General features: G+C 67.9%; 23 protein-coding genes and 1 tRNA gene. 16 read left to right on the forward strand and 8 right to left on the reverse strand.

From position 1 onward, the window contains the following. The first annotated feature begins 25 nt into the window (after nt 1-25). Nucleotides 26-490 (forward strand): peptidylprolyl isomerase, encoded by a 465-nt coding sequence (locus ASE28_RS20730; protein ID WP_057268315.1) that lies wholly within the window; start codon nt 26-28, stop codon nt 488-490. After that, entirely contained in the window at nt 490-1,485 is a 996-nt protein-coding gene (gene ispH, locus ASE28_RS20735) for a 4-hydroxy-3-methylbut-2-enyl diphosphate reductase (RefSeq protein ID WP_057268316.1), read from the forward strand. Before ASE28_RS20730 ends, ispH begins: the two co-directional genes overlap by 1 nt. 18 nt (nt 1,486-1,503) lie before the next feature. On the opposite strand, the gene ASE28_RS20740 is transcribed toward ispH, so the two are convergent. Beyond that, nucleotides 1,504-2,199: an HPP family protein gene (locus ASE28_RS20740; RefSeq protein ID WP_057268317.1), complete on the reverse strand. Its 696-nt coding sequence runs from the start codon at nt 2,197-2,199 to the stop codon at nt 1,504-1,506. A gap of 174 nt (nt 2,200-2,373) precedes the next feature. Here ASE28_RS20740 and ASE28_RS20745 point away from each other — a divergent pair, with 174 nt between their 5' ends. The 5 genes from ASE28_RS20745 to ASE28_RS20765 all read left to right on the forward strand — a co-directional run bounded on the left by ASE28_RS20745 (nt 2,374) and on the right by ASE28_RS20765 (nt 6,066). After that, nucleotides 2,374-3,315 carry a threonine/serine dehydratase gene (locus ASE28_RS20745; protein ID WP_057268318.1) on the forward strand — a complete coding sequence of 314 codons (942 nt, stop codon included), beginning with the start codon at nt 2,374-2,376 and terminating at the stop codon, nt 3,313-3,315. A 34-nt stretch (nt 3,316-3,349) separates the two neighbouring features. Beyond that, nucleotides 3,350-4,672, forward strand: a complete 1,323-nt coding sequence (gene serS, locus ASE28_RS20750) for a serine--tRNA ligase (protein WP_057268319.1) — start codon at nt 3,350-3,352, stop codon at nt 4,670-4,672. Between the two features lie 177 nt (nt 4,673-4,849). Continuing rightward, entirely contained in the window at nt 4,850-5,362 is a 513-nt protein-coding gene (locus tag ASE28_RS20755; protein WP_057268320.1) for a DUF1993 family protein, read from the forward strand. Between the two features lie 70 nt (nt 5,363-5,432). Continuing rightward, nucleotides 5,433-5,522, forward strand: a tRNA-Ser gene (locus ASE28_RS20760). A gap of 196 nt (nt 5,523-5,718) precedes the next feature. Then, the gene (locus ASE28_RS20765; RefSeq protein ID WP_057268321.1) at nt 5,719-6,066 is read left to right on the forward strand and encodes a hypothetical protein; all 348 of its coding nucleotides are present in this window, start codon (nt 5,719-5,721) and stop codon (nt 6,064-6,066) included. 365 nt (nt 6,067-6,431) lie between these two features. Here the strand turns inward: ASE28_RS20765 and ASE28_RS32260 are convergent, their stop codons facing one another. Further along, on the reverse strand, nt 6,432-6,704 hold the full coding sequence (locus ASE28_RS32260; protein ID WP_157422077.1) for a hypothetical protein: 273 nt from the start codon (nt 6,702-6,704) through the stop codon (nt 6,432-6,434). Nucleotides 6,705-6,716: 12 nt separating this feature from the next. Between ASE28_RS32260 and ASE28_RS32265 the strand changes: the two genes are divergently transcribed. Next, on the forward strand, nt 6,717-8,906 hold the full coding sequence (locus ASE28_RS32265; protein ID WP_157422078.1) for a hypothetical protein: 2,190 nt from the start codon (nt 6,717-6,719) through the stop codon (nt 8,904-8,906). A 331-nt stretch (nt 8,907-9,237) separates the two neighbouring features. Next, on the forward strand, nt 9,238-9,876 hold the full coding sequence (locus ASE28_RS20775) for a hypothetical protein (protein ID WP_157422079.1): 639 nt from the start codon (nt 9,238-9,240) through the stop codon (nt 9,874-9,876). Nucleotides 9,877-9,931: 55 nt separating this feature from the next. Here the strand turns inward: ASE28_RS20775 and ASE28_RS20780 are convergent, their stop codons facing one another. Then, entirely contained in the window at nt 9,932-11,350 is a 1,419-nt protein-coding gene (locus ASE28_RS20780) for a PLP-dependent aminotransferase family protein (RefSeq protein ID WP_057268323.1), read from the reverse strand. A 156-nt stretch (nt 11,351-11,506) separates the two neighbouring features. Between ASE28_RS20780 and ASE28_RS20785 the strand changes: the two genes are divergently transcribed. The 6 genes from ASE28_RS20785 (at nt 11,507) to ASE28_RS20810 (ending at nt 18,015) form a co-directional block, all read left to right on the forward strand. Further along, nucleotides 11,507-12,790, forward strand: a complete 1,284-nt coding sequence (locus ASE28_RS20785) for a hydroxymethylglutaryl-CoA reductase, degradative (RefSeq protein WP_057268324.1) — start codon at nt 11,507-11,509, stop codon at nt 12,788-12,790. 77 nt (nt 12,791-12,867) lie between these two features. After that, nucleotides 12,868-14,076, forward strand: coding sequence for an ABC transporter substrate-binding protein (locus tag ASE28_RS20790; RefSeq protein WP_057268325.1), 1,209 nt, complete (start codon nt 12,868-12,870; stop codon nt 14,074-14,076). Nucleotides 14,077-14,118: 42 nt separating this feature from the next. Beyond that, nucleotides 14,119-15,036 (forward strand): branched-chain amino acid ABC transporter permease, encoded by a 918-nt coding sequence (locus tag ASE28_RS20795; RefSeq protein WP_057268326.1) that lies wholly within the window; start codon nt 14,119-14,121, stop codon nt 15,034-15,036. Nucleotides 15,037-15,043: 7 nt separating this feature from the next. Further along, nucleotides 15,044-16,855: an ATP-binding cassette domain-containing protein gene (locus ASE28_RS20800; RefSeq protein WP_057268327.1), complete on the forward strand. Its 1,812-nt coding sequence runs from the start codon at nt 15,044-15,046 to the stop codon at nt 16,853-16,855. An 8-nt stretch (nt 16,856-16,863) separates the two neighbouring features. Continuing rightward, nucleotides 16,864-17,574, forward strand: a complete 711-nt coding sequence (locus ASE28_RS20805; protein WP_057268328.1) for an ABC transporter ATP-binding protein — start codon at nt 16,864-16,866, stop codon at nt 17,572-17,574. Nucleotides 17,575-17,703: 129 nt separating this feature from the next. Next, on the forward strand, nt 17,704-18,015 hold the full coding sequence (locus tag ASE28_RS20810) for a hypothetical protein (RefSeq protein WP_057201932.1): 312 nt from the start codon (nt 17,704-17,706) through the stop codon (nt 18,013-18,015). A gap of 16 nt (nt 18,016-18,031) precedes the next feature. Here ASE28_RS20810 and ASE28_RS20815 read toward each other — a convergent pair whose 3' ends face one another. The 5 genes from ASE28_RS20815 to ASE28_RS20835 all read right to left on the reverse strand — a co-directional run bounded on the left by ASE28_RS20815 (nt 18,032) and on the right by ASE28_RS20835 (nt 24,325). Further along, nucleotides 18,032-20,383, reverse strand: coding sequence for a CHASE2 domain-containing protein (locus ASE28_RS20815; protein ID WP_057268329.1), 2,352 nt, complete (start codon nt 20,381-20,383; stop codon nt 18,032-18,034). Between the two features lie 13 nt (nt 20,384-20,396). Then, nucleotides 20,397-22,106, reverse strand: coding sequence for a FecR domain-containing protein (locus ASE28_RS20820; protein WP_082608186.1), 1,710 nt, complete (start codon nt 22,104-22,106; stop codon nt 20,397-20,399). Nucleotides 22,107-22,192: 86 nt separating this feature from the next. Then, nucleotides 22,193-22,885: a response regulator transcription factor gene (locus ASE28_RS20825; RefSeq protein ID WP_057201934.1), complete on the reverse strand. Its 693-nt coding sequence runs from the start codon at nt 22,883-22,885 to the stop codon at nt 22,193-22,195. A 94-nt stretch (nt 22,886-22,979) separates the two neighbouring features. Further along, nucleotides 22,980-24,062: a formylglycine-generating enzyme family protein gene (locus tag ASE28_RS20830; protein WP_057268330.1), complete on the reverse strand. Its 1,083-nt coding sequence runs from the start codon at nt 24,060-24,062 to the stop codon at nt 22,980-22,982. A gap of 5 nt (nt 24,063-24,067) precedes the next feature. Beyond that, complete coding sequence (locus ASE28_RS20835; protein ID WP_057201936.1) at nt 24,068-24,325, reverse strand: hypothetical protein; 258 nt, start codon at nt 24,323-24,325, stop codon at nt 24,068-24,070. A 111-nt stretch (nt 24,326-24,436) separates the two neighbouring features. Between ASE28_RS20835 and ASE28_RS32270 the strand changes: the two genes are divergently transcribed. Continuing rightward, nucleotides 24,437-26,416 (forward strand): adenylate/guanylate cyclase domain-containing protein, encoded by a 1,980-nt coding sequence (locus ASE28_RS32270; protein ID WP_057268331.1) that lies wholly within the window; start codon nt 24,437-24,439, stop codon nt 26,414-26,416. The last annotated feature ends 90 nt before the right edge of the window (nt 26,417-26,506 follow it).

The raw sequence follows: 26,506 nt of genomic DNA on the forward strand, positions 1-26,506 counted from the left end.
TAGAGGCCAGTTTATCGGGACTTTCATGACCTCTACCGCCACAGCCCTTCCCACCGTACAGCCGGGCTCCTTTCTCACGCTGCACTATCGCCTGGCAGGCCCGGCGGGGGATGTGATCAACACCTTTGCCGACAAGCCGGCCACGCTGTCGCTGGGCACGGGCGAGCTGTCGCCCGCCATGGAGCAGCACCTGCTGGGCCTGGTGGAGGGCACGCGCGCCACCTTCGAGCTGCCTGCGGGCGAGGCCTTTGGCGAGCGCAACCCCGACATGCAGCAGTGGGTGGCCAAGAAGCTGCTCAACGAGCTGGGCAGTGCCGACGAAAAATACAGCCCTGGCGATGTGGTGCAGTTCCCCACTCCCGACGGGATGGGCAGCTATGCCGGTGCGGTGATGCAGGTGCGCGAGGACGGCGCCGTGCGCTTTGACTTCAACCACCCGCTGGCCGGCCAGCCCGTCACCTTCGAAGTGCTCGTGATCGGAATCCTCTGATGCAGACCCCCCAGGAAATCCTGCTGGCCGAGCCGCGTGGCTTTTGCGCCGGCGTGGACCGTGCCATCGAAATCGTCGAGCGCGCGCTGCAGAAATTCGGCCGCCCCATCTACGTGCGCCACGAGATCGTGCACAACACCTATGTGGTCAACGACCTCAAGGCCAAGGGTGCGATCTTCATCGAGGAGCTCTCGGACGTGCCCCCGGGCGCCACGCTGATTTTCAGTGCCCACGGGGTGAGCAAGGCCGTGCAGGAAGAGGCCGTGGCGCGCGGCTTTTCCATCTTCGACGCGACCTGCCCGCTGGTGAGCAAGGTGCACGTCGAGGTGGCCAAGCTGGCCAAGGAAGGCTACGAGTTCATCATGATCGGCCACAAGGGCCATCCCGAGGTGGAGGGCACCATGGGCCAGCTCGACCATGGCATCCACCTGGTGGAAGACGTGGCCGACGTGGCCCGCGTGCAGCCCAGGCAGACCGCTAAGCTCGCGGTAGTCACCCAGACCACCCTGAGCGTGGACGACGCCGCCGAAATCTCTGCCGCGGTGCGCGCGCGCTTCCCCCAGGTGCGCGAGCCCAAGCACCAGGACATCTGCTACGCCACGCAGAACCGGCAGGACGCAGTCAAGGTGCTGAGCCCGCAAGTGGATGTGGTCATCGTCGTGGGCAGCCCCACCAGCTCCAACAGCAACCGCCTGCGCGAACTGGCCGCCAAGCTGGGCACCACGGCCTTCATGGTCGACAGTGCCGAGGAACTGCAGGCCGAGTGGTTCACCGGCGTGGCGCGCGTGGGCCTCACGGCTGGCGCCTCGGCGCCCGAAATCCTGGTCAAGCAGGTCATCGACCGCATCAAGGCGCTGGGCGCCGTGTCGGTGCGCACCATGTCGGGCATTGAGGAGACCATCAAGTTCCCGCTGCCCAAGGGGCTCAAGATCGATGCTGCCACAGGCTTCGAGATCAAGGAGCGCCAGCCCGAGACAGGGCCGACCGGCCATTGACGCAACGCAAGTAGGCGCTCACAGCGCCACTGCCGGACCGCTCCACAGGTCCAGCGGCGGGTCGGCCGCCACGGCGCGCAGGATGTCGGTGCGCGAGATGAAGCCGGTGAGCCGGCCCGAGTCATCCGTCACCGGCAGGCCGGGCAGGCCCGTGTCCAACAGCACGGCCGCCACGCGGCGCAGTTCGGTGTCGGCCGCCACGGCGGGCACGGGGCTCACCATCACCTCGGACACGGGCCGCCGGGCCAGGTCGATGGCCTGCTTTACCGCGCCGGGCTCGGGCAGCAGGTCCAGCGGCGCCATGTCGGCGCGCAGCAGCAGCCCGACCACGCGGCCCTGGGCGTCCACCACCGGCGCCTGTGCCACATGGTGCTCCGCCAGCGTCTGCCAGGCGGCGTTCACGATGGCATCGGGTTGCACGGTCACGGCCTCCAGGGTCATCACGTCGCTCACCAGCGTCAGCGGCTTGCGCACCTGCTGGGGGCCTTGTTCGGTCTGGGCATAGGCGCTCACGGCATCCTGCAGGCGCAGGTTCACGGGCAGGGCGGCGGCGCCGGTGGGGGGCGTGGGCAGGTCGGGCTCCCGTGCCTGCACGTCCAGCGAGCGGGTGCGCAAAGCCTGCGGGCGCTGCACGCGCCGCACCGGTGCGATGGTGGCCAGGTTTTCAGGCCCGCCACGGTACATCTGCCCCGAAGGGCCGAACACAAAGAACATGCGATCAACCTCCTGAGGGCACGCCCGCAACAAGCGGCGGCCCATGCCCATGTTATCGGCAGCCAAAAGGCCTGGGCACAGCCCAGGGTGTATCTGTGTGTGTGCTGCGGTGCGCAACGGGGCATCTACACTCCCAGGTTGTCTTGAACCGGGCCTTCGGGCCCCCGCATTTCCATGATCGACCGCGCCGCCATCTCCGCCGCCCGCACCCAGCTGGCCTCCCGCCCCGACTTCCTGCGCACCACGCCGCTGCTGCGGTTGAGCGGCCGATCCCTGGGCGTGGACTGCGCCGAGGTCTGGCTCAAGCTCGAGCACCTGCAGGTGGGTGGCAGCTTCAAGGCCCGCGGCATGCTGTACCGGCTGATGGCCAACCCCGTGCCCGAGAGCGGCGTGATCATCGCCTCCGGCGGCAATGCCGGCATTGCCGTGGCGGCGGCCGCCAAGGCCCTGGGCGTGCGCTGCGAAGTCTTTGTGCCCGAGGTCTCGCCCGAGGCCAAGCGCGCCCGGCTGCGCTCGCTGGGGGCTGAGGTGGTCGTCACCGGCGCCGCGTATTCCGAAGCCTTCGAGGCCTGCGTGGCGCGCCAGAAGACCACCGGCGCGCTGCAGGCCCATGCCTACGACCAGCCCGAGGTGGTGGCCGGTGCAGGCACGCTGGCGGCCGAGATCGAGGAGCAGGGCGGGCGCCTGCCCGACACCGTTCTCGTCAGCGTGGGCGGCGGCGGCCTGATCGGCGGCGTGGCCGCCTGGGTGGAAAGCCGCGCCCACGTGGTGGCGCTGGAGCCCGAGCGTGCCCCCACCCTGCACGCGGCCCGCGCAGCCGGCATGCCGGTGGACGTGGAGGTGGGCGGCATCGCCGCCGATTCGCTGGGTGCGCGCCGCATCGGCGCTATCGGCTGGGAGGTGAGCCAGCGCCATGTGCACGAATCCCTGCTGCTGCCCGACGAGGCCATCCGCTCGGCCCAGCAGTGGCTGTGGAAGGAGCTCAAGCTGGCCGTGGAGCCGGCGGCCGCGCTGGGCCTGGCAGCCCTGCAGACCGGCGCCTACAAGCCGCAGCCGCAGGAGACCGTCGCCATGATCCTGTGCGGCGCCAATTTCGACCCGACCGGCCTTGCCTGAGGCCCGTTGCGCGTCCACCTCTAAAATCGACCCCATGCTAGACATTCTTCTTCTCCGCAAAGACCTCGATACCGCCATCGCGCGCCTGGAAACCCGCAAGAAGCCCCAGGCCTTCCTGGACGTTGCCGCCTTCCAGGGCCTGGAATCCGAGCGCAAGACCCTGCAATCGCGCACCGAAGAGCTGCAGTCGCAGCGCAACCAGCTCTCCAAGCAGGTCGGCATGCTGATCAGCCGTGGCGACAAGGACGGCGCCGAGGCCGCCAAGGCCCAGGTCACCGCCTCCAAGGCGGAGCTGGAGCAATCGGCCGCGCGGCTGGAGCAGATCCAGGCCGAGCTGCAAACCATGCTGGCCGCCGTGCCCAACCTGCCGCACGAGAGCGTGCCCGTGGGCGCTGACGAATCGGGCAACGTCGAAGTGCGCAAGTGGGGCACGCCCGGCACCTATGCCTTCGAGGTCAAGGACCATGTCGACGTGGGCGCGCCCCTGGGCCTGGACTTCGACATGGGCGTCAAGCTCTCGGGCTCGCGCTTCACCGTGATGAAGGGGAACATTGCCCGCCTGCACCGCGCGCTCGCCCAGTTCATGCTCGACGTGCAGACCCAGGAGCATGGCTACACCGAGTGCTACGTGCCCTACGCCGTCAACGCCGACTCGCTCAAGGGCACGGGCCAGTTGCCCAAGTTCGAGGGCGACCTGTTCGCTGCGAAGAAGGGCGGCCAGGACGGCGAGCCCGTGCCCGACAACGCGGCGCTCTACCTCATCCCCACCAGCGAGGTACCGCTGACCAACTTCGTGCGCGACGTGGTCGTGGCCGAGGCCGAGCTGCCGATCAAGCTCACGGCGCACACGCCCTGCTTTCGCTCTGAGGCCGGCAGCTACGGGCGCGACACGCGCGGCATGATCCGCCAGCACCAGTTCGACAAGGTCGAAATGGTGCAGATCGTGCACCCCGACAAGAGCTACGACGCGCTCGAAGCCATGACCGGCCACGCCGAAGCCGTGCTGCAAAAGCTCGGCCTGCCCTACCGCGTGATGAGCCTGTGCACCGGCGACATGGGCTTCGGCGCCGCCAAGACCTATGACCTCGAAGTCTGGCTGCCCGCGCAGAACACCTACCGCGAGATCAGCTCGGTGAGCAACTGCGAGGCCTTCCAGTCGCGCCGCCTGCAGGCCCGCTTCAAGAACGCCCAGGGCAAGAACGAGTTGCTGCACACCCTGAACGGCTCGGGCCTGGCCGTGGGCCGCACGCTGGTGGCCGTGCTGGAAAACTACCAGCAGGCCGACGGCAGCGTGACCATCCCCGAGGTGCTGCGCCCCTACATGGGCGGCCTGGCCGTGCTGGCGCCGCAAGCCTGAGCGGGATTCCTGCGCTCTTGGGACAACGGGCCTTCTGGCCCGTTTTTCATGCCCGCTGCGGGTCTTGAGGCGCCGCGAGCAGCATCCAGCGCGTTGTGGTGCAATGCGCTTCCGACAGCGTGCCAGGCTCTCAGAGCGCGCGTCGTTCCCCTCACCCCCTTTCAGGATAGACCCTCCATGACCTACCCCATGCACACCTCCAGCATCCCCGTGTTCCGCCAGATGCTGGGCGCCCTGAAGGACGTGCTCGCCAAGACCGAGGCCCATGCCACTGCACGCAAGATCGAACCCGACGCGCTGCTGCAGGCCCGCCTGTACCCCGACATGTTCCCCATGGCGCGCCAGGTGCTGATCGCCTGCGACTTCGCCAAGGGCGTGTGCGCCCGCCTGGCTGGCGTCGAGGTGCCCTCGTTCCCGGACGGCGAGCACCCCGGCTTTGCCGACCTGAACGAGCGCATCGACACGGTGCTGGCCTTCATCGAAGGCCTGCCCGCCGAGAACTTCGCCGAGGCCGCCACGCGCCAGATCACCCTGCAACCCGGCACCCCGCGCGAAAAGCAGTTCGTGGGCCAGGCCTACCTGCTGCACTACGGCCTGCCGCAGTTCTTCTTCCACGTGACCACGGCCTACGCCCTGGCGCGCCACAACGGGGTGGAGCTGGGCAAGCGCGACTACATGGGCAAGGCCTGAATCTCAATGCACGCCGCGCTCGTTGCAGAGCGCAAAAAAAGCCTGCTATAATCGCAGGCTTCGACACATAGGAGAGGTGGCAGAGTGGTCGAATGTACCTGACTCGAAATCAGGCGTAGTGGCAACACTACCGTGGGTTCGAATCCCACCCTCTCCGCCACTGACAGAGCCCCGATGCTATCTAAACCATAGCTCGGGGCTTTTTCTTTTGCCGGGCTGCTGGCTACGGGGCTGGCCTGCGAGTTGGCTTTTGGCCTGTTGGCGGTGGCCATGCCTTCACTGTCAAGAGCCAGCCCACGGGCCAGCGTTGCACGGTGGCGAGGGGCACAGGAGCACTGTCAGCGGACTCCCCTTCAGTGCTGCTCGAGTGCGCGCAACTGCCCAACGAGCGCAACACCCTGGGCGGCATCATCAGCGGCGTGCCCACTGGAACCTCAGTGGTATTGGTCAATGGCCGGGAAGATCTGCCGCTCACCGCCGACGGCGGCTTCACCTTCTCCACTCCGTTGGCCGCAGGTTCTGCCTATGCCGTCACGGTCAAGACCCAATCTCAGGGCACTGGCTGCGTGGTGCGCAATGGCACGGGTGTCATCGGCGCCGCCTCTGTGGACACGGTTGCGGTGCGGTGCGCGGTCCTGGGATCCTTGCAACTGGCTTCTGGGAGCAGGACCAGTGCGTCCCCGGCCCGGACGGCACTGGCCTGAAGAACGGTTGGAGCCTATCGCAGGCCATGCCGGTGGTACTGGTGCGCAAGGGCAATCACCTGTGCTTGCTGGATCACACAGCCACCCCCTCGGTCTACCCCAATGTGGCCAGTACGGCGAGTGCGGTCACGGCGGCGATCGCGTCAGGCGCGTGCTACACGCCCCGTTGACCGCGGGGCACGCAGGGTGCCGCCATGTGCAAAAGGCCGTATGAAGATAGTGCCCACCGTGGCTTCCGCGCGGGCCTGGCTCGCCCATCGCCCGGCATCACCCAAATGGGTGTGCGCACCTCTTTGTGACACCCGGCACAGACGGATCACCACTGTTCGACAAAGATCGGTGCAGCCCTGCCTTGTGTGCGGGACTCACCGCACCGCCGCACCGCCGCACCGCCGCACCGCCGCACCGCCGCACTGCTGCACTGCTGCACTGCTGCACGCGCTGCACAGGTGGACTGTCTTTTTTATCTTTTGAACCGAGAGGGTTTCGACCATGCCAGTGACGACCACCACACCGCCCCGATTACCCAGCCCTTCTCGCGGTCTCGCCAGCAGCAACAGCACCGCCGCAGCGGCCGCGTGACTGCAGCCCGCGTAGCGCTGGCGGCACTGCCGCTGCGTGAAAGACAGATATCCCATACAAGGCGACTCATGACACAACAAGCACCCAAAAAGCGACTGCAACGCATCGGCCTTTTAGCCGTATTGATTCCCATGCTCTCCGCATGCGGAGGCGGTTCCGACAGTTCGGTCGAATCGCCTGCCCCACCACCCGCTTCTTCGGCCACCTTGTCCCTTCTTGCTGGTTATACGCTCAGTGAAGGCAATCAGGACGGCCCCACAAGCACGACCGCGAGCTTCAGCACGAACGTGGGGGGAATGGCCTTGACCAGTTCGGGGGAGGTGGTCATCGCAGATACCAACAATAACCTGGTACGTAAGCTCAGCGCCAATGGCGAGCAAGTCACTACCTTGGCCGGAGGCTGGGTGCCTTCGGGCGCCACTCCCGGCACCCCATCCAGTTATTCGGACGGCAATGGCCAGAACGCGCGGCTCTACCGCCCCGCTGCGGTTGCCGTGGACGCAGCAGGAAACACCTATGTGGCCGATACCGCGAATCACCTGGTGCGCAAGATCAGTGCAGCAGGACTCGTGACCACCCTGGCTGGCCGGGCAGGGGTATGTGGCAATCAGGATGGTGTGGGCAACGGCGCCGCCCTGTGCAACCCCAGCAGCATCGCCGTAGACAAGACAGGTACAGTCTATGTGTCAGAAGCTTATCTCCCTGGTCAAACTCAAACAGGGCGAATCCGCAAGATCACTGCGGATGGTGCAGTGAGCACAATCGCCAGCCAAACCAGAGGACGCAACCCACTCCTCGCCACTGATTCTGCGGGGACTCTCTACGCAGCAGACGCCGGACTGATCCTCAAGTACTCGGCAAACGGCCTGGCCACTGCGGTGTCGGGCACCGAAGGGCAGCTCGGCAACACCATCGTGGCCATCACATTCGACCCAGCTGATCGCCTGATCGTGCTGGACAAGGAGGTGACCACCCAACTTATGCTCGGCCCCCCGTCCATACGGTATGTACGGCTTGGCATTCGCCATGTCGGCAGCGATGGACGTGTCACGACCCTGGTCAGCGCCCCATCCGACTGCCACAATTACAGCGGACGCAGCAACGATGACCTGTGTCAGGCCATTACCATGGTGGCCAAAGCCGATGGCCAATTCCTGGTGGCCGAAGGCATCGGCGGCAGCAGTACCTCCTATAAATACGTGCAGTTGCGCAACTACACACAGCGGGGCACGTACACGGTGGTCGCAGGCCCGGTTTCTCCCACAGGTGCCAAAGATGGGCCAGGCGATGCCGCGCGCTTTGACCAGCCTTCGGCGCTGGCCTTCGATCCATCGGGGATGCTGTATGTGCGCGACAAGGGCAACGACACCATCCGCACTGTGCAAGCAGACGGTCTGGTAGGCACCCTGGGCCGGCCCGGAGGGCGGTGCACTTCGATCACAGGCCTGGGCAAGGAATTTCTTCCAAGTGGAATAGCCACAGTCCCCGGATCGGCCTTGGCCGCTGACGGAGCAGGCAACCTTTACACCTATATTGATTCCCGCATTCTGAAGTTGCGCAATTGCGAGGCCGTGCTTCTGGCGGATGTGAATCCATTGCTGATTGTGGATCCATCGACGGGCACGGGCAGACCCGCCGTCAACCCCATCACCGGCATTGCTGCGGACAGCACAGGCAACGTCTATGCGTCCTCCTACCAAGGAGTCATTTTCAAAATAGATACCAAAGGGACAGCCACATTGTTCGCAGGCAGCGAAGCGCAGTGGGGGCACAGGGATGGCCAAGGCCAAGCCGCAAGATTTTCGTGGCTGGGCAACATGACCACCGATGCAGCCGGTAACCTCTATGTGGTCGATAGCCTGAATAACTTCAAGAGCTTGGGTCCAACCATCCGCAAGATCACTCCGTCTGGGCTCGTCAGCACTTTGGCAGGTAACCCTGATGCCCCCCCCGGCCATGCCGATGGCCTTGGTTCAGCGGCACTGTTCTCGGTTGATTGGCAAGAGGAGCCAAAGACCGCCAGCCTCGCGGTGGACAACAAAGGCAACGTGTATGTCTCCGATCCTGCCAACAGTGTGATCCGCAAGATCACTCCTGACGGCCAGGTCAGCACCCCCGTGGGACAGGTGGGACGCCGGGGATTTGCAGCGGTGGATCTGCCAGGCAGCATCGGCCGCCCCGCCGGTATTGCAATCCGTGATTCCAGGCTCTACGTCTCCGTCCCCCATGGGGTGATCCAGGTCAGGCTTCCTGATTGATCCCAGGAAACCGAATCTCCTTGATGGCTTCCTTCATGGGAGCCAGCGAGTGTCCCCCGGAGTACGGTCCGTAGGTGATGCGTGGCTTCTCATGGCCCAAGTCGGTCGCCATACGTGTTGAAGCTCAGGTTGGATAGGATGCATCGCCCTTTTGTCGGATGGCGGGGTTGGGTGAAAAGATGCATCCTTGGGTTCCTGTGCGTGACGCATGTACGGGCGGTTCTGCGCTGGTTGGGTTCGGGCCGCCCGCCTGCATGCTGGCTTGTGCAAGAATTTGTAGTTGCCGATACGTTTCACTTCACCGTTTCTTTCCCCGCAAAGGATGTGCTTCATGATCTCCCTCCGGAATTCCGCTCTCGCACTGGCCGTCGCCATGGCTGGCCTGGCTGCAGCACCCGCGCATGCGGCCGACCCTGCCGTGTTCGACGCGGCTACGGGCCGCCTGCGCTTTCCCATCCTGCAGATCGACGGCAACCTGAAGTTCCGCGACGTGGTGATCCAGCTGGTCTCGCCCGGCCAGCTGCGCCTCAACGATGCCAGCGTGGGGGCGGACATCAGCTTCACCTCGGCGGGCAATGTGCTGCGCATTCCGCAGCTGAGCTTCGGTGGCGTGGTCTACCCCGCCGTCAGCCTCACCAGCCCTGCCTTCTCGCTGGTGAGCTTCGGTGATGTGGTGATCGATGCAGGTTCGCCCAGCAACTACACGCTGGATGTCCGGGTGACGGCCCAGGGTACGCCCGTGCCCCTGATCACGATCAACAACGTGCCCAAGCCCGCGAACCAGACCGCGTTCTGCAACGACCCGGCGCTGCAGCAGACGGTGCTGCAGAACGCAGGCGCGGCGCAGGCCACCTGGACCATGTCGGGCTGCACCTTCAACGGCAACTCGGGCAGCATGACCGGCACGCTGACCATCACCACCCCCGTGGCGGCCGCCATCCCCATCGTCGCGAACTTCACCTACCGCTGATCGGCCGGCGCATCACCGAGGCGTGGGCCATTGCGGGGCAGGGCCACCTGCCCGGTTACGGGCCCCGTTCAGCCACTTCCGCCGCCTGCACCAGCGCCTTGTGCAAGGCCTTGGCAAAGCGCGGGTCGGTTACCGCGCCCACGTTGAAGCGCGACCAGCGCGAAGTCGCCGCGAAGTCCACCGAGAAGATGCACCCCGGCGCCATGACGATCTTGCGCGGCAGCATCTGCTGCGCAAAGGCCAGCGAGTCCTGCACGCCCGGCAGGGCCACCCATTGGTACAGCGACTGCGGGTTGCGCGTGAACACCTCGGCGCCCACGGCGTCGAAGATCTGCAGCGCGCTCTGGGTGGCTGCGGCCAGACGCTCGCGCAGGCGCTGGATGTGGCGCTGGTAGTGGCCCTCGCTCAGGATCACGTCCACCGTGCGCTCGCTGTACTCCGAGCTGCTCACGTGGATCAGCGCCTTGAGGTCGGCAATGTCGCTGGCCAGGTCGGCCCCGCAGGCGATGTACCCCACGCGCAGCGCCGCGGAAAATGACTTGGAGAAGCTGCCGATGTAGATCGTGCGTTCGAGCTGGTCCAGCGAGGACAGGCGTGGCGCGCTGGTGGGCTTGAAGTCGGCCAGCGGGTCGTTCTCCACGATCATCAGGTCGTACTTCTGCGCCAGCTGCAGCACCCGGAAGGCCTTGGCTGCGGTCAGATCAGACCCCGTGGGGTTGTGCGCCACCGACTGGGTGAAGAAGAGCCGGGGCTTGTGCACGATGAGCAAGTGCTCCAGCGCCTCCAGGTCCGGTCCGTCGGCCAGGCGTGGCACGCCGACGATGTGCGCGCCGGCCAGCTTGAGCTTGCCGAACAGCGGGTAGTAGCCCGGGTCGTCCACCAGTACCGGCGCCCCGGGCGGAACGAAGTAGCGGATGACGATGTCCATGGCCTCGTTGGCCCCGTGGGTCAGCACGATCTGCCGCGGCTCGGTGCCTATGCCCAGGTCCGCCAGCTTGCGCACCAGGTGCTGGCGCAGGGGCTCGTAGCCGAACCGGTTGCCATAGCGAAAGAGGGCCCCGAGGCCGGTGCGCACCACCTTGTGGTGGAACTTGTCCAGGCGCACGTCGGCCAGCCATTCCACGGGCGGGAAGCCATCGCCCACGGCCAGCGCCCCCGGCTCGGACTTGAGCTGCTCGCGCATCAGCCAGACGATGTCCATGGCGCGGCCGAGCGAGCCGGCCTCTTCCTCCTTGGCCTGGGCCCTGGGCTGCTCGCGCACGAAGTAGCCCGAACCCCGGCGCGGCTCGATCAGGCCGCGCGCCACCAGCATCTCGAAGGCCGCGACGATGGTGTTCTTGGCATAGCCGTGCAGTTGCGCCAGCTCGCGCAGCGAGGGCAGCTTGTCGCCGGCCCGGTAGGCGCCATCCCGTATCTGCCGGTCAATGGAATCGGCCAGGGCCTGGGTGACGGAGGCGGGCTTGGAGGCTTTCATGCGCGGGCGGTGCAGTGGTCTGGGGCGGTTCGCTGGACTATGACACGGCCCGCCTGTACCTGGACAGTTGCACGAAGTGTCCCTGCAAACTGTACCCATTGCGACTGGTACAGATGGCCTAGAGTCCGCTCCATCACATCCCGAGGACATCCCACCATGGTCGCCGACTCCCGCCTCCCCAACTTCCGCGCACTGAGCCCTGCACAGCGTTTCGACCACGTGGTGCGGGCCGCCGGGCTCACGGCCGACGAGGCCGCGCTGCTTGGCCAGCCGGGCGCCCTGGGCGTGGAGCGGGCCAACGGCATGATCGAAAACGTGATCGGCACCTTCGAGCTGCCGTTGGCGGTGGCTGGCAACTTCCAGGTCAATGGCCGCGATGTGCTGGTGCCCATGGTGGTGGAGGAGCCTTCAGTGGTGGCCGCCGCCTCCTACATGGCCAAGCTGGCACGCGAGTGCGGGGGCTTCCAGGCATCGAGCACCGGGCCGTTGATGCGTGCCCAGGTACAGATCCTCGGGCTGGCAGACCCGCACGGCGCGCGCCAGGCCCTGTTGCTGCAGCGCGAGGCAATCCTGGCCGTGGCCAACAGCCGCGACAAGGTGCTGATCGGCCTGGGTGGCGGCTGCCGCGACATCGAGGTGCATGTGTTCGACGATGCGCCGCGCGGCGCCATGGTGGTCATGCACCTCATCGTGGACGTGCGCGACGCCATGGGCGCCAACACCGTCAACACCATGGCCGAGGCCGTCTCGCCGCTGGTCGAGAAGATCACCGGCGGCACGGTGCGCCTGCGCATCCTCTCGAACCTGGCCGACCTGCGCCTGGCGCGGGCGCGGGTTCGCCTCACGCCCGAGGTGATGGCCACGGCGGAGCACAGCGGCGAGCGCATCATCGAAGGCATCGTCGACGCCTGCACCTTCGCCGTGATCGACCCCTACCGTGCGGCCACGCACAACAAGGGCATCATGAACGGCATCGACCCCGTCATCGTTGCCACCGGCAACGACTGGCGCGCGGTGGAGGCCGGCGCCCATGCCTATGCCTGCCGCAGCGGGCGCTACACCTCGCTCACGCGCTGGGAGAAGGACGCCAGCGGCGCCCTGGTCGGCACCATCGAGATGCCCATGCCCGTGGGCCTGGTGGGTGGTGCCACCAGGACCCATCCGCTGGCGCGCCTGGCGCTGCGCATCCTCGGCGTGCAGTCGGCGCAGGAACTGGGCGAGGTGGCCGTGGCCGTGGGCCTGGCGCAGAACCTGGGCGCCCTGCGCGCGCTCTCCACAGAAGGCATCCAGCGCGGCCACATGGCGCTGCATGCCCGCAACATCGCGCTGGTGGCAGGGGCCACGGGCGAGGAGATCGACCGCATCGCCAGGCAGATGGCGCAGGAGCACGACGTGCGCGTGGACCGCGCGCTGGCGTTGCTGGCAGAGATCCGGGGCTAGGGCGTCAACACGTTCTGGCCCGGCCGGGCAGGCCCGCAAAGGGCCGCCATTTTTAGGATAACGACAGGAGACATGACATGAAGCTGAACCCCCGCATCCCTTCCCTTGTGCGGCCGCTGATCGCGGCTGCTGCGCTGGCCCTCGGCCTGTCTGCGGCCCAGGCGCAGGACATCCGCTTCGGCTTCAATGCCGACCAGTCGGGCACCGGCGCGGCCGAGCTGGGCGTGGCCGCGCGCCACGGGTTCGATCTGGCCATCGAGGACATCAACAAGGCTGGCGGCCTGTTGGGCCGCAAGGTCGTGGGCATCGTGCGCGACGACACGGGCCAGCCGCCCAAGTCCATCCAGAACATGACCGAGCTGATCGACAGCGAGAAGGTGGCCGCCGTGGTCGGGCCCACCAACTCGGGCAATGCGCTGGCCTGGCTGCACATACCGCAGCAGAAGAAGGTGCCCGTGATCGTGCCCGTGGCCACGGCCACCGACATCACCCGGCGCTACGCCAATGAAGCGCAGAACTACATCTACCGCGTCTCCATGGTGGACCGCGAGCAGGTCGCGCTCCTGATCGCCTACGCCGTCAAGGCCACGAAGAACCAGAAGATCGCCTTCATCGCCGATTCCACGGGCTTTGGCCAGCAGGGCGTGAAGGACCTGACCGAGGTGTTGGCCCTGCATGGCAACAAGGCCGTGGCGGTGGAGAAGTTCGGCCCCAAGGACACCGACATGACCTCGCAGCTGGCCAAGATCCGCGACGCCGGGGCCGACACGCTCATCGTCTACGGCCTGGCCGACGCCAATGCCCAGCTGCTGCGCAGCATGGAGAAGATCAACTACATGCCCACCACGCTCGGCACCTGGGGCAACATGAGCACGCCGCTGCTCAACACGGCGGGCAAGAAGCTGGCCGAGCACATCATCTTCGCCACCTCCACGGCCGAAGACAGCAACCCGCGCGCCGTGGCCCTGGCCGCCCGCGTGCGCGAGCGCTACCCGCAACTGCCCACCTTCGTGGCCGCCGCGCAGTCCTACGATTCCGTGATGCTGCTGGCCGCTGCTGTGAAGAAGTCCGGCAGCACCGATGGCGAGAAGCTCGCCGCCACGCTGGAGAACGGAGTGCCCGACACCCAGGGCGTCGTGAAGCTCTACCAGAAGCCCTTTGCCAAGGGCGACCACGAGGCGCTCTCGGTGGCCGACTTCCACCTGGCCCGGTGGCGCGATGGCAAGGTGTCGGCCTATGAAGACGCCATCACCAAGGCGCTGACGCCGGCAGACTACAAGAAGTAAATCTGCCCCAGCATCGCGGGCCCCGGAGACAGCACCATCACCATGACCAACGTACTGCAAGCCTTGCTGAGCGGCCTGGCCCTCGGCGGAATCTATGCGCTCGTCGCCTTGGGTTTCAGCATCACCCACACGACGACCAAGACGCTGAACTTCGGCCAGGGCGAGTTCCTGGTCGCGGGCTCCTTCATCGCGGTGGCCGCCTTGCTGCTGCTCTCGGGCAAGGGCCACACCGGGGTGCTGGCTGCAGCGGATGTGACCTTCGCCCGCTACGGACTGGCGTTGCTGGTCTCGCTCGCGGTGCTGGGCCTGCTCGGCGTGGTGCTGTACTTCACGGCGGTGCGGCCCTTCGTGGGCGCCACCGGCATGGCCTGGGTCATGAGCACCATCGGCTTCGGCATCATTGTGCAGAACACGGCGCTGGCCATCTGGGGACCCGGCTCCATGGCCATGCCCTCGCCGCTGGGCGACGAGGTCATCCGCATCGCCGGAGCTGGTATCCGCGCGCAGGAGATCCTGGTGCTGGGCGTCACGGCGGTGGTCATGCTGGTGCTGGACTACGTGCTGCGGCGCACCAAGGTCGGCAAGGCCGTGCGCGCAGTGGCGGTGAACAAGCAGGCTGCGGCCCTCATGGGCATCAACGTGGGCGCCATCGTGGTGCTGGCCTTCGTGATCTCGTCAAGCCTGGCGGGGCTGGCCGGCCTGCTGATTGCGCCCATCACCACGGCCTCGGTCTTCATGGGCCTGGCGATCGCGCTCAAGGCCTTCTCATCGGCCATCGTAGGTGGCCTGACCAACCCGCGCGGCTGCATTGCGGGGGGCTTCATGCTCGGCTGCATCGAGGCGCTGGTGGGCCTGTGGCGCGCGGAGATGCGCGAGATCACGGTCTTTGCGCTCATCATCCTGGTGCTGGTGGTCAAGCCCGAAGGGCTGTTCGGCCAGAAGCCGTTCGAGAAGGTGTGACGCCGCCATGCGCATTTCTACCCATACCATGGCGTTCATCGCCGTCGCCGCCGTTGCCGTGCTGGCGCCGCTGGCGATCAGCAACGACTTCTATCTCAAGATCATTTTCACGGCGGGCATGTACTACCTGGCCGCTGCCGGCCTGAACGTGCTGGTGGGCTGGAGCGGGCAGAAGTCGCTGGGCCACGCCGGCCTGTTCGCTGCCGGGGCCTACACCGCCGCCTTGCTCACGACGCAGGCGGGTTGGAACCCCTGGCTGGCGCTGGTGGCCGCAGCCGTGGTGGCGGGGCTCTTCGGTGTGCTGATCGCGCTGCCCTCGCTGCGCGTCAAGGGGCCCTCGCTGGCCATGGTGACCATCGGCTTCGGCATCGTGGTCGAGAAGATCGTGACCGAATGGCAGGTGCCCTTCGGCGGGCAGCAGGGCATCTACGGCATCGTGCCGCCCTCCACCGGCGGGCGCATGCTGGACATGCGCGGCTGGGCCTGGCTGGTGCTGGCCTTCGCCCTGGCCACGCACCTCATGCTGCGCACGTTGCTGGGCGGCAAGTACGGCCGGGCCTTCCAGGCCGTGCAGGCCGCCGAGGTGGCGGCCGAGAGCGTGGGCATCCACGTCTACCGCATGAAGGTGCTGGCCTTCGTCATCAGCGCCGTCACCTGCGGTGTGGCCGGCGCGCTGGTGGCGCAGCAGAACCAGTACATCAACTCCGACTTCATCAGCTTCAACCTGTCGATCTTCCTGCTGCTGATCGTGCTGTTCGGCGGGCCCTCCATCATGGGGCCGGCGGTGGGCGCAGTGGCGCTCACGCTGCTTGATGCCTTTCTGGCGCGCTGGCCGGGGCTGCAGCACTTCACCTACGGGGCGCTGCTGCTGTTTGCGCTCTATGCCATGCCGCAGGGCCTGGCCGGTGCGCTGCAGCGGCTGGGGCGGCGCCTGTGGCCTCGGCTGCACCAAGCGCCGCCATTGCCGGTGGTGCAGGGCGAGTGGTTGCCGCGCCAGGCGGCGGGTGCCCCTGCCGAGGGCGTGGTGCTGAGCGCCAGTGGGCTCTACAAGGCCTATGGCGGCGTGGTGCCGACCAACGGTGTCAGCCTGTCGCTGCGCTCGGGGCATGTGCATGCGTTGATCGGCCCCAACGGCGCGGGCAAGACCACGCTGCTCAACATCCTGTCGGGCATCGTGGCGCCAGACCGGGGCAGCATCGAATTTGCGGGCCAGGGCATCGCCCGCGTGCGCGCCAGCCAGATCTGCCGGCTGGGTATAGGGCGCACCTTCCAGAACCTCAAGCTGTTCACGCACATGAGCGTGCTCGACAACGTGCTGGTCGGCCTGCACCCGCACCTGCGCGTGGGTTTTGCGGCCAGCCTGTTCGGTCTGCCCGCGGCAAGGCGCGAAGAGCGCCAGGCGCGCGAGGAGGCCGTGCGCCTCTTGCAGTTCGTGGGCATGCTGGACCGTGCCCACGACGAGGCCGGCAGCCTGCCCTATGGCCTGCAGCGCCGGCTGGAGCTGGCCCGTGCGCTGGCCACGCAGCCGCGCCTGCTGCTGCTCGATGAGCCGGCCGCGGGCCTGAACCCGCAGGAAACGCAGGAGCTGACGAGACTCATCCGGCGCATCGGTGCCCAGGGCATCACCGTGCTGCTGATCGAGCACCACATGGACCTGGTGATGGCCGTGTCCGACCATGTGGTGGTGCTCGACTACGGCGCCAAGATCGCGGAGGGTGCGCCCGCCGCCATGCAGGTGGACCCCCGCGTGATTGCCGCCTACCTGGGTGTGGATGACGAGGACGAGAGCCCCGCCACACCAGCCCATGCCCTAGCCTGAGGCGACCAATGCTCCAAATCGAACAACTCGCAGTGAACTACGGCGCCATCCATGCCTTGAAGGGCGTGAGCCTGGAGGTGGCCGCCGGGGAGGTGGTCACCCTGATCGGCGGCAACGGCGCGGGCAAGAGCACGCTGATGAAAGCCATCTCGGGCCTGGAGCCCTGTGCCGGCGGGCGCATCGTTTTCGAGGGCCAGGACCTGGCGCGCGTATCGGCGCACCGGCGCGTGGCCCTGGGCATTGCCCAGTCGCCCGAGGGGCGCCAGGTGTTCCCGGACCAGAGCGTGCGCGACAACCTGCTGCTGGGCGCCTACCTGCGGCCCGCGGCCGATTCCGCGATCGAATCGGACATCGAGGAGCAGTTCACCACCTTCCCGCGCCTGCGCGAGCGCCAGCACCAGATGGCAGGCACCCTGAGCGGCGGCGAGCAGCAGATGCTGGCCATCAGCCGCGCGCTGATGGCGCGCCCGCGCCTGCTGCTGCTCGACGAGCCCTCGCTGGGCCTGGCGCCGCTGATCGTCAAGGAGATCTTCGGTGTGATCCGCGCGCTCAAGCAGCGCGGCATGACCATCCTGCTGGTGGAGCAGATGGCCAACCAGGCGCTCAAGGTGGCGGACCGCGCCTACGTGCTCAAGACCGGGGAGATCGCGTCTTCGGGACCGGCGCAGGCCTTGCTGGCGGATCCTGCCGTGCGCGAGGCCTATCTGGGCAAGCACTGATCGCGCTCCTTCGCGCCCGGTGGTCGCAGTCCTACAGGCCTATGCGCCTTCGAAGAGGTGGGAAAACCCGCAGTCGAAAATACGATGGAGCCAGCACACACACACAGACCTTGTGGTCGAAAGGCTCCTATGAAAAGTTGGTACAAATTGTCGCTGGGCAACGATGCCCAGGCCTTCGAGCCCACTCAGCGCATCCAGCAGATGTTCATGTCGCAGTTCCTGATTTCGCCGGCAGGCTCCAGGCGGGCGCTGTTCTCGTGCTACGACAAGCAGGCCGACAAGCTGTGGCTGTTCTTCTCGCCCGCCGCGCAGGACATTGCCTTGCGCGTGTACGCTGAGCCTTGCGATCCGCCCACGGCGCTCGACTGCATCGGCCTGCTGGCCGGGGAAGGCGATGCCCTGGCCGACCAGGTGCACCTGGAAGCCGAAGCCACGGCCTGATCGGCCTCGCTGCGATTCAATCGGGCGGTGCCTCGCCCTGCGGCAGCACCAGCCTGAACTCCGCGCCCTTTCCTTCGTCGCTCTCGACCTCGATGCTGCCGCCATGGCGCTGCACCACGGTGCGCACCAGGGCCAGCCCGAGGCCCACGCCGGCAATGCCGGGGTGGCTGCGGTCATGCAGCCGCTGGAACGGGGCGAACAGCTTGTCCTGCAGAGCCGGCGCAATGCCCGGGCCTTCGTCGCGCACGGCAATGGCCCAGTGACCCGGTCGAGCCACCAGGGCGCAGCGCACGGTGCTGCCGCGTGGGCTGTACTTGATGGCGTTGTTGACCACATTGGCCAGCGCCCGGCACAGCAGCGAGCGGTCGCCCATACACGGGGCGGTTTCCGGCGCATCGGCCACCAGCACCTGCACATCGGCATCGCGCGCCAGCACCCAGGCCTCGTCCACGGTCTGGTGCAGCACGTCGGCCAGGTCCAGGGGTTCCCGCCGCATCGCCTGTGATTCGGCACTGGCCAACTGGATGAAATTCTCGGCCATGCCCAGCGAGCTCTTCGCGTAGCGCGCGATGAGCTGCATGAGTTCCGCGTCCGACATGCGGCCCGGGTAGGCCTGGTGCATTTCGAGCAGGGTGAGGATGGACGCATTGGGCGCGCGGATGTCGTGCGAGATGAAGTGCATGGCCTCGTCGCGCTGCTGCAGGGCGCTGCGTATCTCGGTCAGGTCCACCAGGGTCACGAGCCAGCCCGATTGCGCCAGGTCGGTGAACTGGCGGCTTTGCACCAGCACGCTGCGGCCCTTTGCGTCGCGCCCCTCCCGGCGGGCCGGGAGGTTGCCGTTGGCCAGCCGCTCCTGCGTCACCAGTGGCTGTTCGGTGGCGATGTCGATCAAGTCGCCCAGCACGTCAGTGATCTGGCGGCCCTGCAGGGGCCAGACCATGGGGTCGCCCTCGACCTCGGCCATGCCCAGCACATGGCGCCGTGCGGCCGTGTTGGCCAGCAGGATGCGGCCGTCGGTGTCGCAGACCATGGTGGGTGAAGGCAGTTGCTGCAGGCTCTCGCTCACGAAATGGTGCATGTCGCGCAACTGGCGCGAGGCGTATTCCACCGCGTTGATGCGCCGCTCCAGAAAGTCGCCGCTGCTGGCCGCCGGGCCACGCAGCGGGATCACCAGCCCCTGGCGCTGCAGGGTTTCCATCTGCAGCCTGAGGAACTGGGCTGCGGCACTCAGGCGCCGCCAGCTCCACAGCGGATAGGCCAGCACCAGCCCGATGAGTGCGGCGGCGGGCGCGAACTGGATGCCGCTCCACACCGGCAGCACCACGGCCATGGCCAGGGTCAGCGCGCCCAAGGCAATGCTGGTGAGCAGGGCCGTGAAGGGCCCGAGCAGCAGCAGCGCCACCAGCGCCAGCACCACCGGCAGCAGGTTGAAGGCCATGTTCAGCGCGGGCGGCGCGCTGTGGATCTGCACCCCCGCCAGGTCGGCGTCGAGCACCTGGGCGATCACTTCCACACCCGGCATCAGGCGCGATTCCTGGCCTACCGGGGTGGCGAACATGTCGCCCAGCCCGGCGGCAATCGAGCCCACGAGCACGTATTTGCCGCGAAAGGCATCGGCTGGCACTTCGCCGCGCAGCACGTCGATGTAGGAGTAGGTGGTGAAATGCCCCGGCCCGCCCGCATAGGGGATGAGGCGACGGCCTGCACGCTCCCAGCGGGCGCCATCCGCAGGCGGATCGCTCCAGCGCGCTGGCGGGCAGCCACCAAGCGACGGCGTGGCCACGCAGCGCATGGCGATGCTGAAGTGCTGCCAGGGTGCACTGGCCGGCCCTTCGCGCGCGTACAGGCTGCGCACCACGCCATCCTCGTCCGCGGCCACGTGCACATGCCCCAGCCGGGCGGCGGCCTGCTCCAGTGCAGGAATGGGGCGGTCCGCCCCGTCGCCCGGCTCGGACGGGCCCTGGCGCTGCATCACCGGCAGTACCACCCGGCCGCTTCGGGCCACGGCATCGGCCAGCAGCAGGTCGTCCTCGGGGTAGTCGAGGTCTTCCTCGTTGAACAGCACGTCCATGCCGATCACCCGCGGTGCCTGGCGCGACACGTTCTGGACCAGCTGTGCGTGCAGTGCGCGCCGCCAGGGCCAGCGGCCGATCACGCCGATGCTGCGGTCGTCCACCGCGATCACGGCGATATCGGCTTGCGCCGGGCGCGACACCAGGCGCAGCCCGGTGTCCTGCACCAGGTGGTTGGTGCGCGGCAGCATGCTGGGCGTGCTCAGCCAGGCGACCAGGGCCAGCAGCGTCAGCGCGATGGCGGCCCATTCGACCCGCCGCTGCTGGTTTCGCGTGCGGGAATGCGGCGTGGGCATCGACCGCAAGGGCTCAGGGGCGGCGCACGGGCTCACCGCCCATGGTGGACAGGGGCAGCCCGGAGCTGGTATTCAGCCCCGTGCCCACGCGGATGCTGCGCGGCGGTGAGAACTCGCTTTGCAGCCCCGAGGGGTCCAGCACCTGGATGCGCACGAAGTAGGTGCCTGCAGCCAAGCCATCCGCAGAGGTCCAGCGGGGCTCGTCGAGCTGGATGTCCTGGATGATGGTCTTGAACTCCAGGTCCGGTGCCAGCTGCACGCGAAAGCGCTGGCCGGCCTGGGCGGGCCAGTGCAGGCGCACGATGGTGTCGCCATCCGTCGCCTGCATGGCCGACAGGTCCAGCGCAGCGGGCTGCTGGGCCACGGCGAAGGGCTGCGCGGGTGCGAACGGTCCCTGGTCCAGTGCGCCACCGGCGGGCTCTGCGATGGTGGCCGCGCGCCAGAAGTAGTTGCCCAGGGGCAGTGTGGCCAGCGTCAGCTGGCAGGTGCCGAGGCGGCCCTCGTCCAGCAACGGTGTGGCGAAGTCGGCGCTGGCCGCCACCTGGATGCGGTACCAGCGGGCACCCGGGACCTCGGTGCAGCGCAGCGCGCCGGTCACGCGCGGCAGCACGGCGCCGGGGGCCGGCTGCTGGTACAGCGGCGGCACCGGCCGGGTCTTGATGGTGATGGGGCGCGTGGCCGGCAGGCCGGCAATGCCGGCCTCGTCAACGGCGCGCACGGCCAGGTGGTAGCTGCCATCGTCGAGTGCCGCCCAGCGCAACTGGCCATCGGCAAAGCGGCCGCTGCGCAGCACCTGCGTCATGGCCGCATCGCGTGCCACCTGGGCGGTGAAGGCCGTGGCGCCAGGGGTCGCAGGGACATTGATGGCCAGCAGGCCCAGGTCGTGCAGCTGGGCGGGTACGGTGGACAGATCGGGCGGCGCCAGCAGGTTGCGTGGTGCACCCAGCGTCCCATCGGGCGCGACGGACAAACCCTGGCCACGGGCCAGCAAGGTGGTGTCGGGGGCCGGTTGCGCGGCATTCTCGGCACGCGACTGCACGGCCACCGAGCCTTCCAGCACCGAGGCCGTGGCCTGGCCCGAGGCCGCCAGCGCCACGCCGAACTCGGTGCCGCGCACGCTGGTCACGGCGCGCGGCGTGCGGATCTCAAAACGGCGCAGGGCATCGGCGCTAGGCGTCACGCTCGACTCCACACTGCCGGCGCGCATCTCCAGCACCGATTGCACGCTGCCTGCGCGCCCGCGGCGGCGCAACTGGCGCAACTGCAGGTCGGACTGGGCCTGCACGCGCACCAGCGTGCCGTCGGCCAGGCGCACGGCGATATAGCTGTCCGGCCCCACCTGCAGGCGGGTGCCTTCGTCCAGGCGGGCACCTGGCGCCACAGGCTGGGCTGCGGCCTGGGCGCCGGGCTGTGCCGTGGCGCTGCCGTGCACGAATTCCACCTGGGCCGAGGCCTTGGGCTGCAGGCGCACGGGGATCCACACGGTGGAGCCCGGCTGCAGGCGCCTGGGGTTGGCCACCTTGTTGCGCTGCTGCAGCAGCAGCCACTGGCGTGGATTGTCCAGGTAGGTGTTGGCCAGGCCTTCGAGCGTGTCGCCGGCCCGCACGGTGTGCGGGATTTCGTCCGTCTGCGTGTCGGGGGTGGTTTGCGCATGCGCGCAACCGAGGCCCGCCGTGAGCAGGGCAACGGCCGACAAGGGCAATGCAAGGCGGTGGATGACCACGTCAACTCTCCTAGGTGCCGCAGAGGGCGGCAAAGCTTCATTCAGAACCGTTGTATCCATGGCGCCATGGGACGCCAGGTGCAGCACTAGCGACCAGGCTCGACCGCTTCGAACCGGTAGCCCACACCATACACGGCGGTGATGAAGTAGCCGTTGGCCGGGCGCAGGTCCAGCTGGGTGCGAAGGCGCGAGACATGGGTGTCGAGCGAGCGCGACAGCACGTCCGAACCCTGGCCCCAGATCACCTCCTTGAGGTGGTCGCGCGAGAGCAGGCGCCCCATGTTCTGGAACAGGAACAGGGCCAGGTCGTATTCGCGGTTCTTGAGTTCGGCAGGCGTGCCATTGATCTCCAGCGAGCGCGATTCGGGGAAGAACCTGTAGCGCCCGAAATCGAGCGCGCCACCGGTGCTCTGCGGGTAGGCTCGGCGCAACAGCGCGGCCACGCGCGCATTGAGCTCGCCAATGCGCACGGGCTTGACCATGAAGTCGTCCGCCCCGCTGCCCAGGCCTTCGACGATGTCGCGCTCTTCCTGCCGGTTGGTCACGAACAGGATGGGCAACTGCTTGCCCACGTTCTCGCGCACCCAGCGCACCACCTCGGGGCCGGTGGTGTCGGGCAGGTGCCAGTCCACGATCAGGAGGTCGAAGGTTTCGCGGCGCATCTCGCGCATCAGCGCGGCACCGGTCAGGTGGGTATGGCACACATGCCCCATCGCTTCGGTGGCCTGTTTGATCAGATCCAGCTGAAGCGCATCGTCGTCTAACGCCGCTATGCGCATGGTTCGTTCCATTCAAGATTAACTGTGCATTATTCGCGATGTGCGGCGGCCCATTCCATGCCCCATCTTGGGGATCGCCAGGTTTGACAGTTGTTCACCGTGCCACGGGCGATGACAGGCGGTGCGTGGCTGCCGGGCGCGGGCCGGGCCGGGCGGCTGCGGAGGGCGCGATTTCGCGCAGCAGCCGCATGCCCACCAGGGTGTAGCGGGTCTGCGGGCTGTTCCAGTTGCGGTAGCCACAGCGTGCGTAGAAAGACCAGGTGTGCCAGGAGCCCCCGCGGCGCACGCGCACGCTGCCCTCGGCCGGGCCCCCGGGGTCCACGACCGGTGATTCGGCGTAGTAGGTGTCGCCATGCCAGTCGGCCACCCACTCCCAGGCATTGCCCAGCATGTCCTGCAGGCCGAAGGCATTGGGCGCGTAGCTGCCTACGGGGGCGGTGAAGGCGTGGCCGTCGCTGCCGCGCAGCGCATGCTGCTGCCAGCGCAGCCAGTAGGGGGCTGCGTCCTGGTCGAAGGTGTTGGCGTTCTTCAGCAGCCCCTCCGGGTCGTCGCCATGCGGGTAGCGGGTGCGCGTGCCGGCGCGGCAGGCGTATTCCCACTCGGCCTCGGTCGGCAGGCGGTAGCGGTGGCCTTCGGTGCGGCTGAGCCACTGGGCCAGGGCCTGGGCGTCGTTCCAGGTGACGTTGACCACGGGGTGGTCGTCACCCTGCGGGAAACCCGGGTTGTGCCACGAGTAGCGCGGGTCGCGCCCTTCGAAGGCATCGCCGCGCCGCGTGGTGGCCGGGTCGTACAGAGCGTTGTAGCCATAGCCGCCGGTGCCGTCGGCCTCCGATTCGGGCTGGTAGCCCGACGCTGCGAGGAAGCGCCGGAACTGGCCTACCGTGACTTCGTGCTGCCCCAGGTAGAAGGCCTGGCCGATTATCACGCGGTGGGCCGGGGCCTCATCGGTCAGTTCGGCAAAGCGCTTGGGCTCCAGCAGCGGATAGGCTTGTGCGAGCACATCGGGGGCCTCGACACCGCCCATCACGAAGCTGCCCGCGGGCACCTGCACGAATGGCATGCCCAGGCTGTTGGTCCACACCGGGTGTTGCCGGTCGTGGCGCACCTGGGCCAGCGCGGGCAGACCCGTGGCCAGCGCGAGCACAGCGGCGACGGCAGCAGTTCGGCACCTGGCCATCGGGCTCAGCGATTGGGGTTTTCGCTCACGCACTCGAAGACGAGGCGCGAGCCCTCGTTGCGCAGCAGCTTGGGGAACAGGGCCAGCTTCTGGCATTCGCGGGTGGCCGCGTTGTAAGCCGGCGAGGCGTCGGCGCCATACACCGGTACGCTGAAGGTCCGGTCCCGGCCCGAGGCCATGGGGCCCGAGGGCGGGCGGGTGGTGGCCGATTCGCAGCCCGCGAGCAGAGCCAGCAGGGCGGCGGATGCAATCAAGGTTTTCATGGAAGTCTCCGGTAGGCGTCGGGCCAGTCTAAGCCAGTGTGGGCGGATAGACAGCAGGCTTTGCTGCAGCGGCGCCCTGGGATACAGTGCGTTACATATGATGGGAGTTGTATGGCCTGGATCCGGTCGGCGTTGGCAGGGGATGCGGGGCGCCAGTGGGCGCTGCGCCTGCTGGTGCCGCTGGTGCTGCTGGCCGTGCTGCACCTGCTGCCGGTCTGGCAGCCGCTGCAGCGCCTGGAATACGATCTTTTCAGCAGCCTGACGGCGCCCGTGCGGCCCGATGCCGGTGTGGTGGTCGTCGGTATCGACGAGCCCAGCCTCGCGGCCCTGCAGGCCGCGCCTCCGCTGCCCCGGCGGCTGCATGCGCAATTGGTCGACGCGCTTTCCGCGTCCGGCGCAGCGGGGCTCGGCATCGACCTGCTGCTGTCCACCGCCCAGTCCCCTGAGGACGACGCGGCCCTGGGCCGAGCCCTGCAGGGGCGTATGCCGGTGGTGCTGGCCAGCGCCCAGGTGGCCGTGCAGAGCGGGCAGGTGGCGCAGTACCAGCAGACGGTGATGTCCGTCTTCGACCAGGCGCGCCACGGCGACGTGGGCATGCACCCCGACGATGACGGCGTGCAGCGCAGCGCACCCGGGCACAGCGATGCCATGTGGCGTGTGCTCGCGCAGGCGGCGGGCCGCACCATCGTGGCACCGCCACCCGGCGCGCTGCTGCGCTACTACGCCCCCGAGGTGGCATTGCCTTACGTGCACTACACCCAGGCGCTGGACCCGGCGCGGCAGCTGCCGCCTGGCGCACTGCAGGGGCGCCTGCTGCTGCTCGGCCAGAACACACCGGTGGGCGGGGTGGACCAGTTCACCACGCCGCTGCGGGCGCTGGGCCAGGGCACGCAGTCGGGCGTGCTGCTGCATGCCACGGCACTCATCAACGGCCTGACCGGTGACTGGATCGTGCCCGCGCACCCGGCGGGCCCGCTGCTGCAGGCGGCAGCGGCCATTGCCCTGGTGGCGGCGCTCACGCGGCGCTGGCGCGCCTGGCTGGCCGTGTGGCTGAGCGTGGCACTGGCCCTGCTGGCGCTGATCGGCGGGCTGTGGGCCTACCTGCAGGGCGCGTGGTGGCCCACGCTGCCCACGCTGGTGGCGCTGGCGCTGCACTTCAATGTGGGCGCGACCGACAGCTACTGGCGTGAGCGGCGCCAGCGCGAGCGTCTGCGGCTGGATTTCGGGCGCTACGTGCCGCCGGCCGTGGTCAGCGCGCTGATCGCCAGCGGCGCCGCGCCGGCCATCAGCGGCGAGCGCCGCGTGCTCACGCTGCTGTTCTCGGACCTGGCGGGCTTCACCTCGGCCAGCGAGCACCTGCCACCCGAGGCGGTGGCGCGTGCGCTCAACGCCTACTTCACGCGCATGACCCATGCCGTGCACCGCCATGGCGGCACGCTCGACAAATTCATCGGTGATGCTGTGATGGCCTTCTGGAATGCACCCGTGGCCGAGCCGCAGCACGCGGCACGCGCCCTGGCCTGCGCGCAGGAGATGCAGGTGGAAATGAACGCCTTGCGCAGTCAGTGGGCAGGAACCCCCTTTGCCGGGCTGCAGCTGCGCATTGGCCTGCACACGGGCGAGGCGGCCGTGGGGCACCTGGGCTCCGAAGGCCGCTTCACCTACACCGCCGTGGGCGACGCGGTGAACACCGCCGCCCGGCTGGAAGGCGCCAACAAGGCCTTCGGCACCGGCATCCTGCTGTCCGAAGCCACGCGCAGCGCGCTGCCGCAGGAGGGGGACCAACCACTGCCCTTGCTCTGGCTCGACGCCGTGGTGCTGGCCGGCCGCAGCAGCGGCATCGATGTCTACACCCCGTGCGAGGATGCGCCGCTGGTGGCCACCAGCCTGGCTTTGCAGACCCATGTGCGTGCGGGCCGCTGGAGCGAGGCCCTGGCGTGCTGCGACGAGTGGCGGGCACGGGCCGTGCACCTGGCGCCGCTGTGGGCCGCCCAGGCCGACCGGCTGAAGACGCACGTGCAGGGTCTGGCCGATGCCCAGGGACCTGCTGCGGCCGGTGCTGACGCATTTGCGCACGCGCTGGAAAAATAACCCTGAAAGGCCCGCTATGCCGTCGACACGCTTGTGGATCACGACCCCGGTTGCCCTGGGAGCGTGCGCCTTGTGCCTTCCCGGTGCCTG

The organism is Acidovorax sp. Root219 (genome assembly GCF_001428665.1).
In the GTDB taxonomy this organism is placed as follows: Bacteria; Pseudomonadota; Gammaproteobacteria; order Burkholderiales; family Burkholderiaceae_C; genus Acidovorax.